At 40.4% G+C, this 14,885-nt stretch carries 14 protein-coding genes; 13 read left to right on the top strand and 1 reads right to left on the bottom strand.

The genetic code is table 11. From position 1 onward, the window contains the following. The first annotated feature begins 469 nt into the window (after positions 1–469). From UB51_RS15905 to UB51_RS15865, 9 genes are all read left to right on the top strand, one after another. Entirely contained in the window at positions 470–1,711 is a 1,242-nt protein-coding gene (locus UB51_RS15905; protein WP_044878150.1) for a glycosyltransferase family 2 protein, read from the top strand. A 276-nt stretch (positions 1,712–1,987) separates the two neighbouring features. Next, positions 1,988–2,485 carry a translation initiation factor IF-3 gene (infC, locus tag UB51_RS15900; protein WP_044878149.1) on the top strand — a complete coding sequence of 166 codons (498 nt, stop codon included), beginning with the start codon at positions 1,988–1,990 and terminating at the stop codon, positions 2,483–2,485. Between the two features lie 18 nt (positions 2,486–2,503). After that, positions 2,504–2,704, top strand: coding sequence for a 50S ribosomal protein L35 (gene rpmI, locus UB51_RS15895; RefSeq protein WP_044878148.1), 201 nt, complete (start codon positions 2,504–2,506; stop codon positions 2,702–2,704). 30 nt (positions 2,705–2,734) lie between these two features. Continuing rightward, positions 2,735–3,094: a 50S ribosomal protein L20 gene (gene rplT / locus UB51_RS15890; protein WP_044878147.1), complete on the top strand. Its 360-nt coding sequence runs from the start codon at positions 2,735–2,737 to the stop codon at positions 3,092–3,094. A 277-nt stretch (positions 3,095–3,371) separates the two neighbouring features. Further along, positions 3,372–4,400 (top strand): BMP family lipoprotein, encoded by a 1,029-nt coding sequence (locus tag UB51_RS15885; RefSeq protein WP_044878146.1) that lies wholly within the window; start codon positions 3,372–3,374, stop codon positions 4,398–4,400. A 121-nt stretch (positions 4,401–4,521) separates the two neighbouring features. After that, positions 4,522–6,063, top strand: coding sequence for an ABC transporter ATP-binding protein (locus UB51_RS15880; protein WP_044878145.1), 1,542 nt, complete (start codon positions 4,522–4,524; stop codon positions 6,061–6,063). Continuing rightward, a complete protein-coding gene (locus UB51_RS15875; protein WP_044878144.1) occupies positions 6,056–7,135 on the top strand; it encodes an ABC transporter permease in 1,080 nt (359 codons plus the stop codon). The genes UB51_RS15880 and UB51_RS15875 overlap by 8 nt, the downstream gene beginning before the upstream one ends. Beyond that, positions 7,136–8,098, top strand: a complete 963-nt coding sequence (locus UB51_RS15870) for an ABC transporter permease (protein ID WP_044878143.1) — start codon at positions 7,136–7,138, stop codon at positions 8,096–8,098. A gap of 235 nt (positions 8,099–8,333) precedes the next feature. Beyond that, positions 8,334–8,645, top strand: a complete 312-nt coding sequence (locus UB51_RS15865) for a hypothetical protein (protein ID WP_044878142.1) — start codon at positions 8,334–8,336, stop codon at positions 8,643–8,645. A 9-nt stretch (positions 8,646–8,654) separates the two neighbouring features. Here the strand turns inward: UB51_RS15865 and UB51_RS15860 are convergent, their stop codons facing one another. After that, on the bottom strand, positions 8,655–9,098 hold the full coding sequence (locus UB51_RS15860) for a GNAT family N-acetyltransferase (RefSeq protein WP_044878141.1): 444 nt from the start codon (positions 9,096–9,098) through the stop codon (positions 8,655–8,657). Positions 9,099–9,639: 541 nt separating this feature from the next. Here UB51_RS15860 and ilvB point away from each other — a divergent pair. The 4 genes from ilvB to UB51_RS15835 all read left to right on the top strand — a co-directional run bounded on the left by ilvB (position 9,640) and on the right by UB51_RS15835 (position 14,704). Continuing rightward, complete coding sequence (gene ilvB, locus UB51_RS15850; RefSeq protein ID WP_044878139.1) at positions 9,640–11,388, top strand: biosynthetic-type acetolactate synthase large subunit; 1,749 nt, start codon at positions 9,640–9,642, stop codon at positions 11,386–11,388. Continuing rightward, positions 11,385–11,870: an acetolactate synthase small subunit gene (gene ilvN / locus UB51_RS15845; protein ID WP_044878138.1), complete on the top strand. Its 486-nt coding sequence runs from the start codon at positions 11,385–11,387 to the stop codon at positions 11,868–11,870. The genes ilvB and ilvN overlap by 4 nt, the downstream gene beginning before the upstream one ends. Positions 11,871–12,006: 136 nt before the next feature. Continuing rightward, entirely contained in the window at positions 12,007–13,002 is a 996-nt protein-coding gene (gene ilvC, locus UB51_RS15840; RefSeq protein ID WP_044878137.1) for a ketol-acid reductoisomerase, read from the top strand. Between the two features lie 184 nt (positions 13,003–13,186). Then, positions 13,187–14,704, top strand: a complete 1,518-nt coding sequence (locus UB51_RS15835) for a 2-isopropylmalate synthase (protein WP_044878136.1) — start codon at positions 13,187–13,189, stop codon at positions 14,702–14,704. Positions 14,705–14,885: the final 181 nt, after the last annotated feature.

Genomic DNA, 14,885 nt, shown 5'->3' with positions numbered 1-14,885 from the left:
CACTAAATCAAATGAGGGGGGAATTTCTGACTTTTTGACTTTCACCCTATTTAACACGTACAATGATTCAAATGCAAATAATTCAGTTTAAATTGTTAAGGTGAGATCCGAATTTCGTTGTTTATTCCGTTTGTATTATATAGATACTACTATTTAGGAATAGTAAATTTAAATTAGGGGGGACTTTAGAAATAAAAAGGTAGCAAAATGATGAAAATAAGAACTAGGTCTCACGATTAGGAGACAGAAAGCTTACAGTACCTGTAGATCACGATTATTATTGACTTTTTTGGCTTAGATCGTGCTACAAGGATTTTGACAAAAACGTAAAAAACATACAGAATCAAATAGGGCAATCTCAATGCACATGTATAAAAAGGGTCATAAAGAGAAACAGTGCAGAAAGAAAAAAGAAAACTAGAGATAGAAAAAATGATGTGTAGGGGTTAAAAAGGGGGTATAGAGAATTATGATGGACGCCTTATTTATCACGCTCCAAGTCATCTTGGCCGTGATTGCTGTGTACCAATTCGTATTCTCTCTATTTGGTATGTACAGGAAGAAAAAGAAAGCACATTTTCCTGCTACCAAATCATTTGCCGTATTGGTCGCGGCGCATAATGAAGAGCAGGTTGTTGGGGCTCTAATGGAGAATTTGAAAAATTTAGACTATCCGAAAGAATTATATGATGTGTTCGTAATTTGTGATAATTGCACAGATGGTACTGCGGATATTGTACGTGAACATGGTATACAAGCATGCGTCCGTACGAATACCAATCTTCGGGGTAAAGGTTATGCGATTGAGTGGATGTTGAAGGAACTTTGGGATATGCCTCGTCAATATGATGCTGTTGTTATGTTTGATGCTGACAATTTAGCTGCACCTAATTTCTTAAGTGAAATGAATGATGACCTGAGCGGTGGAGCACGTGTTATTCAGGGTTATATTGATACCAAGAATCCTGAGGATTCTTGGATTACAGCAGCTTATGGTATTTCCTATTGGTATATTAATCGGTTATGGCAGCTTTCTCGTCATAATGTGAATATGGCCAATTTCTTAGGGGGCACAGGAATGTGCTTTGAGACTAAGATGTTGAAAGAAATAGGATGGGGAGCAACAAGCCTTGTAGAAGATCTTGAATTTACAATGCGAAGTGTTCAAAAAGGGATTTATCCGAAATTCAATTACGATGCCAAAGTATTTGATGAGAAGCCTTTAACTTTTAAAGCTTCTTCTAGACAACGGCTTCGTTGGATGCAAGGTCACTTTACGGTTGCACGGCGTTACTTTTTTCCTTTGTTGTGGCAAAGTATTAAAGAACGAAACCTCGTTAAGTTTGACTTAGCGCTGTATAGCGTCAATGTATACATTGTATTGCTAACATTTCTCATGACAGCCATTATGGGTATAGATGCAGCTGTATTTAATGGACCTAACATTGCTAACATCTATGGATATTTACCATTGGGCTTGAGTTTTGTTGCAGTGGGAGCTAGTATTCTTACGTTCATGGCTGCCATGGCTCTTGAGAAGGTTACCTTCAAGAAAGTGTATGCTTATCTAATATTGTTCCCTATTTATTTGATTTCTTGGTATCCAATTACTTTCTACGCTTTCTTCACACAGAACAACAAACAATGGAGTCATACAGAGCATACACGTGTGGTAAGATTGGAAGAAGTCGTTCAAAGCAAACAAGTATAACAATTTACTATAGAAATAGTTTGACATTCAATATGTTGTATGATATATTATTTTAGTACGTTAGAAGAATATTTGGATTTAAGCAGAAGCACCGGCTTCTCACCTGACCGATTTTATATCGGCTGGTATTTGATCCAATGATTTATGAATGTAATATTTCATGAACTATTGATCAATATGGGATGCTGGTAGATTGAACCAGCATCCCTTTATTTTGTTTACACAATAAATATTAGATAAAGAATCTGGAGGTGGACGGTTATCAGTAAGGAACATATGATCAATGACGAAATTCGGGCCAAAGAGGTCCGGTTGGTAGGCGCAGAAGGAGAACAAATCGGTATTACACCGATACGTGAAGCACTGCAGATGGCAACGGATCTTAATCTCGATTTGGTGAATATGGCGCCTCAGGCAAAACCACCGGTGTGCCGCATCATGGATTACGGTAAGTTCCGCTATGAACAACAGAAGAAAGAGAAAGAAGCTCGTAAGAATCAGAAAGTTGTGGATATCAAAGAAGTATGGTTCAGAGCCAACATCGATGAACATGATTATCAAACGAAGCTTCGCAATGTTGTTAAATTCTTAAAAGAAGGCGACAAAGTGAAGTGCTCTGTAAGATTCCGTGGTCGTGAGATTGCTCACGCAAGCATTGGCCAGAAAATTCTGGAACGTGTGAAGGAAGAAGTTGCTGAGTATTCCGTAGTTGAGCGTTTTCCTAAGCTCGAAGGTCGCAGCATGATTATGATTTTGGCTTCTAAGCCCCAATAATCCCGAGGAGGAAATATAATGCCTAAAATGAAAACACATAGCAGCCTTAAAGGCCGCTTTAAAATTACCGGAACTGGTAAAGTAATGCGTTATAAAGCTTTCAAAAACCATCTTTTGTCTCATAAATCCAAACGTCAAAAACGTGTGCTTGGCACAAACCCAGTCATGGCTCCAGGAGATGTAAAACGTTTGAAACAAGGTTTGTCTAACTTGAAATAATTAACAACACTTATTGGGAGGTTTACGAATATGGCAAGAGTAAAGGGCGGATTTGTAGTTCGTCGTAGACATAAGAAAGTATTGAAACTCGCTAAAGGTTATTTTGGATCGAAACACCGTATTTTTAAAACAGCAAATGAACAAGTGATGAAATCATTGGTATATGCATACCGTGACCGTCGTCAGAACAAACGTAACTTCCGCAGATTATGGATCGTTCGTATCAATGCGGCTGCTCGTTTGAACGGCTTGTCTTATAGCAAATTGATGCATGGTTTGAAATTAGCAGGTATTGATGTTAACCGTAAAATGCTTGCTGATTTGGCAGTGCATGATCTTCCTGCTTTCAACTCTATTGCTACTGCAGCTAAAGAGAAGATTAACGCGTAATTGTTATTAATTTTAGAAACCGCCATAATCGGCGGTTTTTTTACTGAGAAGAATGAAATTCTGAACTAAATATACTTATATGTAATTTTTTGTTACATAGAATTAACATATTAAGTAATATTAAAAGCTCTCAAGCGCTTACAAATAAATAAATGTTGGAAATATGTAACATTAAATTACGTTAGGACTAGATTTTATATAGTATAGATTGTATAATTTTCATGTTGTTAAGGAAAAAGGGTATACTAGAGACTCAACTCTTAAAGGGGGAAAAGAAATGAAGAAGTTATTTAATTTGTCACTGGTAATGGTATTGGCATTGTCTGTAGTGCTTGCTGGATGTGGTAAAAATGAAGAAAAAGCAACAGAAGGCGGCGCACCAACTGGTGAGACTAAAACAGTTGCCAAAGTAGGAATGGTAACTGACGTAGGCGGAGTTAATGACAAGTCGTTTAACGAATCTGCTTGGGAAGCTCTTCAAGCTTTGAAGGCAGCTGGTGGAGCAGATGTACAATATTTACAAAGTAAATCACCTGATAATTATATCCCTAATCTTAACAAGTTTGTAAAGGATGGATACGCTCTTACTTGGGGAATTGGATTTGATCTTGGTGATGCAGTGAAAGTAGTAGCTGATAAGAATCCGGATGCTAAATTTGCGATTGTTGATGGTGTTGTTGATGCACCTAACGTGCAATCGGTTACTTTTGCTGAACAGGAAGGATCTTTTTTGGTAGGTGTTGTGGCGGCTTCTATGACTAAAACCAACAAAATTGGTTTCGTTGGTGGATCTAAGATTCCGGTTATTACTCGATTTGCAGCAGGTTTCGAAGCTGGTGTAAAAGCTGCTAATCCAGATGCTAAAGTAACTATTAACTACACGGGTGCTTTTGATAAGCCTGACCAAGGTAAAGCAGCAGCTGCAACAATGTACAATGATGGTGTAGACATTATTTTCCATGCTGCTGGCGCAACGGGTACGGGTGTATTTAATGAAGCTACTGCACGTGTTAAAGCAGGACAAAAGGTATGGGTTATTGGTGTAGATAAAGACCAATCAATAGAATTTGGTGATGAAGTTACATTGACATCCATGGTTAAACGCGTAGACGAAGCCGTGAAAAAAGTATCTCAAGAAGTTATTGATGGTACATTTAAGGGTGGTCTTGTAACGCTTTCTCTTAAAGATAATGCAGTAGGTATTGCAGATACATCTACTAAGAATGTTCCGGCTGATGTTCTAGCTAAAGTAGAAGATTACAAAGCTAAAATTATTAGCGGTGAGATCACAGTACCTCAAGAATAGTCATTAAATAAATCTTTGAATGCAGCTCTATAATAGTGTTATAGAACAAGGCTGGTTGCTATGACTGGCCTTGTTCTTACGTGTTAGCTTGTAAATGAAAATAAGGAATAAGGGTGATCTCATGGATGCAGCAATCCCTGTCGTTGAGTTGAAGCAAATTACGAAACGTTTTCCTGGCATTGTCGCCAACGACTCCATTAGCTTAAAATTGCATAAGGGAGAGATACATGCACTCCTAGGAGAGAATGGCGCGGGGAAATCCACTTTAATGAATATTTTATTTGGACTGTACCAGCCTGATGAAGGAAGTATTGAATTAAATGGTGAACCTGTAGTCATTGATAGCCCCAATAAGGCAATTGCTATAGGAATCGGGATGGTGCATCAGCATTTCAAGCTAGTCCAACCCTTTACAGTCACTGAGAATATTATTCTTGGGAAAGAGCCGAAGAAGCTTGGTGTTCATGTTGATTACAAAACAGCGGTAGCTAAGATTAAAAAGCTCTCTGATCAGTACGGGCTAAAAGTAAACCCGAATGCGAAGATTCAGGATATTTCAGTAGGAATGCAACAACGTGTAGAAATATTGAAGACGCTTTATCGTGGAGCGGATATCCTTATTTTTGACGAGCCTACTGCTGTATTAACACCTCAAGAAATCACCGAACTAATGATTATTATGAGACGTTTGGTAGATGAAGGAAAATCAATTATTCTGATTACTCATAAGTTGAAAGAAATTATGCAAATTTCTGATACAGTGACCATTATCCGACGTGGTAAAGTAATCGATTCAGTAAAGACTGTGGATACGAATCCTAATATACTAGCCGAATTAATGGTCGGCCGTAGTGTTTCATTCAAGGTTGATAAGAAGCCTGCGTCTCCGGGCGAACCTGTTCTTACAGTTAAGGATTTAAAGCTGAAGAATAAAGATAATATTTCTGTTCTAAATGGCCTTACTATGGAAGTAAAGGCTGGAGAAATATTAGGTATAGCTGGTGTTGATGGCAACGGTCAAAGCGAGCTAATTGAAGCTTTGACAGGACTCAAAAAAGCGGATAGTGGAACAATTACGATGATGGGTACTGAAATTACGAATGGGAAGCCGCGTCAGATTACAGAAAGCGGTGTCTCTCATATTCCTGAGGATCGACATAAGCATGGACTAGTTCTTGATTTCTCTGTAGGTGACAATATGGTGCTAGAAACGTATTATAAGGCTCCTTACAATAAACATGGTTTCCTAAATCAGCAAGCGATTACAGAGCAAGCTGAACGATTAATTAAACAATTTGATGTAAGAACACCGAGTACTGAGACGAAAGCTAGGTCCTTATCTGGAGGAAATCAGCAAAAGGCGATTATAGCCCGGGAAATAGATAAAAATCCAGAATTGCTTATTGCGGCTCAACCTACGCGTGGCTTGGATGTAGGTGCTATTGAATTTGTACAGCAACAGCTCATAGCTCAACGTGATCAAGGTAAAGCTGTACTGCTTATATCTTTTGAACTAGATGAGATTATGAATGTATCGGATCGAATATTAGTCATCTATGAGGGGCGAATTGTCGGTGAGGTATTGCCGGAAGAGACCAATGATCAGCAACTAGGCTTAATGATGTCTGGTAGCACGACGTCAGGAGGTAAGGGACATGAATAAAATACTCAAATTTTTCACCCTAGATAGCCTGATTATTCCTATAGTTGCTGTTATATTCGGTCTTATTGTCGGAGCACTAATTATGCTATTAGGTGGTTATGATCCGATTGTAGCTTATAGTTCATTGCTAACATCCGTTTTTGGAAGTAGCTATGATTTTGGAGAGACCATTCGTGAGATCACACCGCTTATTATGACGGGTCTTGCTGTTGGTTTTGCTGCTCGTGCTGGTCTATTCAATATTGGTGCAGAAGGTCAGTATATAGTAGGAATGACAGCTGCTTCTTTTATTGGTATCAAAGTTACGGGTCTTCCAACCCTAATTCATGCCCCACTTGCTATTATTGTAGGTGGTATATGTGGAGGATTGTGGGCAGGTATTGCTGGGTATCTAAAAGCCAAGCGTGGTGTGAATGAGGTTATTGTCTGTATTATGTTGAACTGGACAGCGCTTTACTTAGGGAACTATATGGTTAATAATTTCATGCTTCTAAAAGGTCAACAAAGATCAATGGATATACAACCTACAGCATCTATATCTATGGACTGGTTGTCTGTCATGTTTAGTGATGCACGTATGCACTTAGGAACAGGGCTTGCAGTACTAGCTGCCGTTTTCTTTTATGTGTATATGTGGAAGAGCAAACAAGGCTATGAGCTTAGAGCGGTTGGACAGAATCCGAATGCAGCAGAATATGCAGGGATGAATGTGAGTCGCAATATTGTCAAAGCTATGTTTGTTAGTGGTGTGTTTGCAGGTCTTGGAGGTGCCTTTCAAGTCTTGGGTGTCTTCCATTACCAAACCATCATGTCAGGTAGTCCAGGAGTAGGATTTGACGGAATAGCGGTATCTCTAATTGGGATGAGCCATCCCTTCGGTATATTACTCGGTGCTGGTTTGTTTGGAACGTTGACCTACGGATCGGATGGCATGAGTTTCGGTGCTGGAGTTCCTCCAGAGCTTATCCGAATTGTAATAGGTTCCATCATTTTCTTTATTGCCGCACAAGGAATTGTACGGTTGGTGCTTAAACCTATCTATCTCAAACGCAAGAAAGAGAAGGTGTTGTAAATGGATTGGATAACAACGCTCGGCCAATTGATCAACACGGCACTCGTTTTTTCGACTGCGCTTATCTTTGCGTCTATGGGAGGAGTCTTCTCGGAACGTTCTGGTGTTGTTAATATCGGTATCGAGGGATTAATGACCTTTGGAGCTTTTGCCGCTGCGGTAGCAACTTTCTATGCTGAAGGTGCTGGAATGGGTGCTGCATCTCCATATATCGGTCTCTTAGCAGCTATAGTGCTAGGGATTATTGCATCCCTTATCCATGCAGTAGCTTCTATAACATTTAAAGCTGATCAAGTAGTTAGTGGAGTAGTCATTAACTTTCTGGCTGCAGGGAGTACACTCTATATGGTTAGACTTCTGTTCAATGGTGAGGGAGAAACAACTCGATTGACAGAAGTATTTATTAAATCCGATTTCTTCGGTTTGTCAGAGATACCTTTAATTGGTGAGATTTTCTTTCACCATTATCCAACAACCTATATTGCGGTCGCAGTTGTTATTATTTCGTATTACGTACTGTTCAAAACCCCATTCGGTATGCGTTTGCGCGCAGTAGGTGAGCACCCGAGTGCTGCAGATACTGTAGGTGTTAAGGTAAACCGGATGCGCTATATTGGCGTTATGATGAGTGGTGCATTAGCTGCTCTAGGTGGAGCTACAGTGACGTTAACAACGACGAGTGTCTTTACTCATAACACGATTTCAGGCCAAGGATTTATTGCCATAGCTGCAGTAATTTTCGGGAAATGGAATCCATTGGGTGCTTTTGGTGCGGCTGTATTCTTTGGATTCTCTCAAGCGATCGGTAACTATGTGCGTCTGTTCGATTGGTCGCAAAATGTTCCACAAGAATTTATCTATATGCTACCGTATGTGTTAACGATTATTGTACTTGTAGCTGCAGTAGGAAGATCCTCTGCTCCATCTGCATTAGGTGAACCTTACGATCCGGGTAAACGATAAAGATATAAGAGGTTGTTCAAAAAGTCATCTATGGATGACGAAGAAACGCTAGAAGAAAGTATTTATAGCTCTCAAGCTGCATTCCTATTAGGGAATGTGGCTTTTTTTATGAGTGAATATTTTGCCTGAACCGATAGATTATATTTGGTTAGTTGGTCCACTTAAGGGCTATGGAACAAGCGATTCATGATTTACTGGAATAGACTGTGATGAAACGGATGAGAGGAGGGATTACATGAAAAGTCATGTGAGTAAGACAGAAGTTAAAAAGCTGATAGGAAAAAATATTGTAGCCACTAGAAAAAATGGTAGCTTTGTAACTGGTAAACTGGTACGTATTTCAGGGAACCGTCTTATCTTACAACGAAATGTTGGTAAAAAGGTACAGACTAAAGCGATCATCCCGTTAGTCTTGTTCGATTTATTAGCGATCGGTACGGCTCCTTATGCTGGGTACGGATATGGTACTCCTTATGCAGGACCAGTTGGAGCACCAGGTGTAGGACCAGGATATGGATACGGTGGTTATAATCCATTTTTCTTTTAAATTTAAATATTAAAGAAATTTCTCGAGTTCATAGGATTGACTACTGCTGTGTAAGCGGATAGTAGAATAGCCTAACTTAGAATAAAAGACGAGACCGCTTGAATTTACTGTATCCACCATTAGTTTGGATCGTTTGCATCCGCGGGATTTCGCAAAGCGCTCTGCTTGAATCATAAGTAAAATTCCCCAACGTTTACGCTTCGCGGCGGGTGCAACGGCCAACATATCAATATATAATAAATCGCCATGTAACATGAAGTGGACGAAACCTATAGCATCTCCCTCATAACAAGAGGAGGCGACTAAAGTGACCCCTTGACTCAATCTTTTGGGCATTTCTTTTTTAATCTCATCGAGCTGTTTGGGAGTCATACTTGATAGAGGGACAAGCTCTGTTTCAATCAAATGCATAATGACAGCATCATCCTGTTTAGGTCTTCGGTAGCGAATCATACCGTTTGTTCCTCCCTTCTTAGCCTGTAGATAAATTTAATCCATCATATGTTTGAAAAAGCAAACGGTGTGCTCATATTTGGGTATGAAAGAGTCAGGTTAGAGATTCATTTTTTTAATAATAAATAAGGGTATTGACTATAGTGGTCGATGAATCATATAATGTTTGTAACATTTTAACGAATATATATGCATCGGCAATGAAGAGGACGAAGTTATAAGGGCTCTTTTGTTCAGAGAGTGAGAGGATTTGCTGAAACCTCCACCAGAATCCCTTTTATACGAGCTCACCTCGGAGCTGTTCTCCTGAAAAGCAATCTTGCTTATTAGGGAGAATCGAATGGTCCACGTTACAGGCCATAGGTATAAGAAGTTATACCTGATAAGGCTTTGTGTTGCGAAATGCAGAGCAAACATGGGTGGTACCACGGAAGAAACAACCTTTCGTCCCTCACACAGAGAGAAGTCTGTTGTGAAGGATGGAAGGTTTTTTGTTTTAGATTCATGTTACATGGATGTAATTTTGAGAGGAGGATGACTAATGAGTGAGCAAATTCCTGCAAAACAGTCGACAGAACAATTACGTGAGAAATGGATGAAGCCGGAAGTCATTAGTGGCTCGGAAATATTGCTCCGCAGTCTTCTATTGGAGGGTGTTGAATGTGTTTTTGGTTACCCTGGTGGTGCCGTACTTTACATTTATGATGCGATGTATGGATTCGATGATTTCAAACATGTATTGACACGACATGAGCAAGGGGCCATCCACGCCGCGGATGGATATGCGCGAGCAAGTGGGAAAGTTGGAGTATGTATTGCTACTTCTGGACCTGGGGCAACGAATTTAGTTACGGGTATTGCTACTGCATACATGGACTCCGTACCCATGGTAGTTATTACAGGTAACGTTGCAACGACCCTAATTGGGACAGATGCATTCCAAGAGGCTGATATTACAGGTATTACAATGCCAATCACGAAACATAGTTACTTGGTAAGAGATGTTGAGGATTTACCAAGAGTCATCCATGAAGCTTTTCATATCGCATCAACGGGTCGTAAAGGACCAGTCCTAATCGATATCCCTAAAGATGTATCTGCAGCTAAAACGTTGTTCCAACCAGGTGAATCCATTAATCTTCGTGGATATAACCCGCGAACCGTGCCTAATAAATTACAGTTAGATAAGCTAGTCGCAGCTATTGAACAAGCTGAGCGCCCATTCATTCTTGCAGGTGGCGGAGTTATATACTCAGGAGCACATGAAGCTCTTCACGAGTTCGTTACTAAAACTGAGATTCCAATTACGACTACACTACTGGGACTTGGAGCATTTCCAAGTGGACATGAGTTGTGGACAGGAATGCCGGGAATGCATGGAACTTATGGTTCGAATCATGCGATACAGCAATGTGACTTGTTGATTAATATCGGAGCTCGCTTCGATGACCGTGTGACAGGGAAACTGAATGGATTTGCACCGTTAGCCAAAATTGTTCATATTGACATTGATCCTGCTGAAATAGGCAAAAATGTACCGACAGACATTCCCATCGTAGGTGATGTGAAGACGGCACTAGAAATGATCAATGGTGATGTGAAGCGTACAGATAAAGCAGATGCTTGGAGAGCGCAAGTTAAACAATGGAAGCAGGAGCAACCTTTTAGATATAAAGATTCCGAAGAAGTATTGAAACCGCAGTGGGTTATTGAAATGCTGAACGAAACAACGAAGGGGGAAGCGATCGTTACAACGGATGTTGGACAACATCAAATGTGGGCGGCGCAATACTATAAGTTCAATAACCCACGGTCATGGATTACATCAGGTGGACTTGGAACTATGGGCTTTGGTCTTCCATCCGCTATAGGTGCTCAGATGGCAGAGCCGGAACGTCTGGTTATCTCTATTAATGGAGATGGAGGCATTCAGATGTGTTCTCAGGAATTAGCCATATGTGCGATTAACAATATACCTGTTAAAGTCGTGATTATTAATAATCAAGTGCTTGGGATGGTACGCCAATGGCAAGAGCTTATTTATGATACTCGATACAGTCATATCGATCTTGCTGGAAGTCCAGATTTCGTGAAACTGGCTGAAGCATACGGTGTGAAGGGACTTCGAGCAAGTAATAAAGAAGAAGCACGTAAGGTATGGCAAGAAGCACTTGATACCCCGGGGCCCGTTGTGGTGGAGTTCATAGTTGAAAAATACGAGAATGTCTATCCAATGGTTACGCAGGGCTCGACTATTGATCAAATGTTGTTGGGAGATGAATCAGTATGAGTATGAGACATACGATTGCTGTCCTTGTAAATGACCAACCAGGTGTGTTACAACGTGTTTCGGGATTATTTGGACGAAGAGGATTCAATATTGAAAGTATTACAGTCGGTCAATCCGAGGAAGTTGGACTTTCACGCATGGTCATTGTCACGATTGGTGATGATACGACACTAGAACAGATTGAGAAACAGCTCTATAAGTTAATTGACGTTATTAAGGTTATTAATCTAGGTTATAAACCGATGGTAGCTCGTGAGTTAGCCTTGATCAAGGTGAAATCAGAAACATCAGAACGACCAGAAATTATGGGTGTAGTTGAAACGTTCCGTGCATCCGTAGTGGACATTGGTAGTGACAGTATGATGGTACAAGTGGTTGGAGATACGATTAAAATTGACGCGATGATTGAATTGTTGAAGCCATACGGTATTCGTGAGTTGTCACGCACCGGGGTTACTGCTATGATTCGTGGTAATGTGTGAATGTATTTGAAATAAATGTATAATCCCTGCTTGAAGAGCGGGGGCTTGAGAGGTTCATAAGCAAGAAGTTTAAGGACCTTTGAAACACCCGCTCTTTATGAAGGGTTTTTTTAAAAATTAAAGGAGGAATTACAAAATGGCAATTACAACTTATTATGAAAAAGATGCAGAGCTTAGCGTGTTGAAAGGAAAAACAGTGGCGGTTATCGGTTACGGTAGCCAAGGTCATGCACAAGCACAAAACTTACGTGATAGTGGATTGAGCGTTGTTATTGGTCTACGTGAAGGTAAATCATTCGAAAAAGCTAAAAATGATGGTTTTGAAGTTCTTTCAGTAGCTGAAGCAACTCGTCGTGCAGATGTGGTACAAATCCTTATGCCAGATGAAACCCAAGCATCTGTATACCACAATGATATTGAACCGAACCTTAAAGAAGGCGCAGCATTGATGTTCTCTCACGGCTTCAACATCCATTTCGGACAAATCACAGCTCCTAAGGGTACAGACGTACTATTAATTGCTCCTAAATCACCAGGACACATGGTTCGTCGTACGTATGTAGAGGGTTTTGGGGTTCCTGGATTGATCGCAATTGAACAAGATGCAACAGGTAATGCCAAAGAAATCGGTCTTGCATATGCTAAAGGAATCGGCTGTACACGTGCAGGTGTTATTGAAACTTCATTCCGTGAAGAAACAGAGACAGATTTGTTCGGTGAGCAAGCTGTACTATGTGGTGGAGTAACAGCTCTAATTAAAGCAGGTTTTGAAACATTGACAGAAGCAGGATATGCACCAGAAATGGCATACTTTGAATGTTTGCATGAAATGAAACTTATCGTGGACATGATTTATGAAGGCGGTATGGCTAACATGCGTGATTCCATCTCTAACACAGCAGAGTATGGTGATTATGTTACAGGTCCACGTGTAGTTACAGACGAAACGAAGAAAGCAATGAAAGCTGTATTGACTGATATTCAACAAGGTAAATTTGCACGTGACTTTATTCTTGAGAATCAATCTAACAATGCCTTCATGACAGCGACTCGTCGTAATGAAGCTAATCATCCTATCGAAATTGTGGGAGCACAACTACGTGAAATGATGCATTGGATTGATAAAAAATAATATTTGATGAAATTATTTGATATAATCTAGAATCCTCAACAAGCTACCTTCTTTTTGTCAAGCCTTTACTTTAAGGCGGCGGAGGGCTAAAGCAGTATAACCTTTATCCAATGCGGCCGTGCACATGCGTGAGCCGCATTGGAAGTTTCTATGGACATATTATTATTTGTAGGAGGTGCCGGTAGTGCGCAAAATTTATGTTTTTGACACTACGCTGAGAGATGGAGAACAATCTCCGGGCGTGAACTTAAATACCCGTGAAAAGGTAGAGATTGCATACCAACTTGAAAAACTAGGCATTGACCGGATGGAAGCAGGTTTTCCGGCGGCTTCGCCTGGCGATTTAGCAGCGGTTAATGCTGTAGCAAAGGCCGTCAAGAATGTGACTGTAATTGGCCTCTCACGTTCTCGTGAACAAGATATTGAGGCTGTTCGCGAAGCATTGCAAGGAGCCCAAGATCCATGTATTCACATCTTTCTGGCGACTTCTCCAATTCATCGCAAACATAAGTTACGTATGGATAAGAATCAGGTACTTGAGACTGCACAATCTTCGATTCGTTATGCGAAGAAATATTTCTCTAAAGTGGAGTTTTCACTGGAGGATGCAGGACGCACAGAGCTTGATTTTGTGGCCGAAATGGTAGGAATGGCTATAAGGGAAGGCGCTTCTGTCGTTAACATTCCGGATACAGTTGGATATCTGAATCCAGCCGAGTATGGTGCTATCTTCAAATATGTTAAGGAAAATGTACCTGACGTTGAGAAGATACAGCTAAGTGCTCATTGCCATAATGACTTAGGAATGGCAACTGCGAATACGCTTGCAGCCATTCAGAATGGGGCAGATCAGATTGAAGGCACGATCAATGGCATTGGTGAGCGAGCTGGAAATACGGCAATTGAAGAAATAGCTATGGCTTTAGCAACGCGTCAGGAATTCTTCAATGCAACTACATCCTTGAAATTGTCTGAAATTGCCCGCACAAGTAGACTTGTCAGTAAGCTAACAGGGATGGTTGTTCCAGGTAACAAAGCTATTGTCGGCGCTAATGCATTCGCCCATGAATCGGGTATTCATCAGGATGGAATGCTGAAGGAAAAGACAACATATGAGATTATGACACCTGAATCTATTGGTCTTAAGGAAAGTAAACTTGTCCTTGGTAAGCATTCGGGACGGCATGCATTCCGTGAGAAACTAGATGAGCTCGGTTATAAGCTAGAAGACGAGCAATTGAATCGTGCCTTTGCTAAGTTCAAAGAGCTTGCTGATAAGAAGAAGGAAGTATCTGATGATGATCTTCTTGCGCTATTGGAAGAGAAGCTGATTGATACACCGGAAGTATTTAAGCTGGAGACGATTTATGTTACTTATGGTAATGAATCTGTACCCACAGCTAAAGTACACATCTTAAAAGAAGAGAATCAAGTCATTATTGAGGAAGCTGAAGGAAATGGATCGGTAGATGCTATATACAATGCCATTGATAAAGCTACCCAAGAAGAAGTGAGACTTGAGGATTATTCTATTAAGTCAGTTTCACAAGGTAAAGATGCACTAGGTGAAGTACACGTTATTCTAGCTCAGAATGATATCGCAGCACAGGGACGTGGATTAAGCACTGATATCTTGGAGGCTAGCGCACGTGCTTATGTGGACGCTGTTAATAAATTGATTGAGAAGCGTAACACATTGTAATTAAATTTTCATGATCTAAATATAATAAGGCAGGCCCAACATGAGTAGCTCATGGATAGGGCCTGCCTTATTTGTTAATGACATATCCTGAGAAGCAGTTCCAACTTTTTGCTCTTATAGGCTTAAACTATCAATCTCATAGATTCTATATCTTTGTCAATGCATTGTAAGTATGTTACAA

Source organism: Paenibacillus sp. IHBB 10380 (genome assembly GCF_000949425.1).
In the GTDB taxonomy this organism is placed as follows: Bacteria; Bacillota; Bacilli; order Paenibacillales; family Paenibacillaceae; genus Paenibacillus_AQ.
The sequence above is the reverse complement of the archived record's forward strand: the minus strand, read 5'-3'. Positions and strand labels throughout refer to the sequence as shown.

Excerpts from the sequence above, each read along its gene's own strand:
- UB51_RS15905 (WP_044878150.1), top strand. The coding sequence starts at position 470 with ATGATGGACGCCTTATTTATCACGCTCCAAGTCATCTTGGCCGTGATT.
- infC (WP_044878149.1), top strand. The coding sequence starts at position 1,988 with ATGATCAATGACGAAATTCGGGCCAAAGAGGTCCGGTTGGTAGGCGCA.
- rpmI (WP_044878148.1), top strand. The coding sequence starts at position 2,504 with ATGCCTAAAATGAAAACACATAGCAGCCTTAAAGGCCGCTTTAAAATT.
- rplT (WP_044878147.1), top strand. The coding sequence starts at position 2,735 with ATGGCAAGAGTAAAGGGCGGATTTGTAGTTCGTCGTAGACATAAGAAA.
- UB51_RS15885 (WP_044878146.1), top strand. The coding sequence starts at position 3,372 with ATGAAGAAGTTATTTAATTTGTCACTGGTAATGGTATTGGCATTGTCT.
- UB51_RS15880 (WP_044878145.1), top strand. The coding sequence starts at position 4,522 with ATGGATGCAGCAATCCCTGTCGTTGAGTTGAAGCAAATTACGAAACGT.
- UB51_RS15875 (WP_044878144.1), top strand. The coding sequence starts at position 6,056 with ATGAATAAAATACTCAAATTTTTCACCCTAGATAGCCTGATTATTCCT.
- UB51_RS15870 (WP_044878143.1), top strand. The coding sequence starts at position 7,136 with ATGGATTGGATAACAACGCTCGGCCAATTGATCAACACGGCACTCGTT.
- UB51_RS15865 (WP_044878142.1), top strand. The coding sequence starts at position 8,334 with ATGAAAAGTCATGTGAGTAAGACAGAAGTTAAAAAGCTGATAGGAAAA.
- UB51_RS15860 (WP_044878141.1), bottom strand. The coding sequence starts at position 9,098 with ATGATTCGCTACCGAAGACCTAAACAGGATGATGCTGTCATTATGCAT.
- ilvB (WP_044878139.1), top strand. The coding sequence starts at position 9,640 with ATGAGTGAGCAAATTCCTGCAAAACAGTCGACAGAACAATTACGTGAG.
- ilvN (WP_044878138.1), top strand. The coding sequence starts at position 11,385 with ATGAGTATGAGACATACGATTGCTGTCCTTGTAAATGACCAACCAGGT.
- ilvC (WP_044878137.1), top strand. The coding sequence starts at position 12,007 with ATGGCAATTACAACTTATTATGAAAAAGATGCAGAGCTTAGCGTGTTG.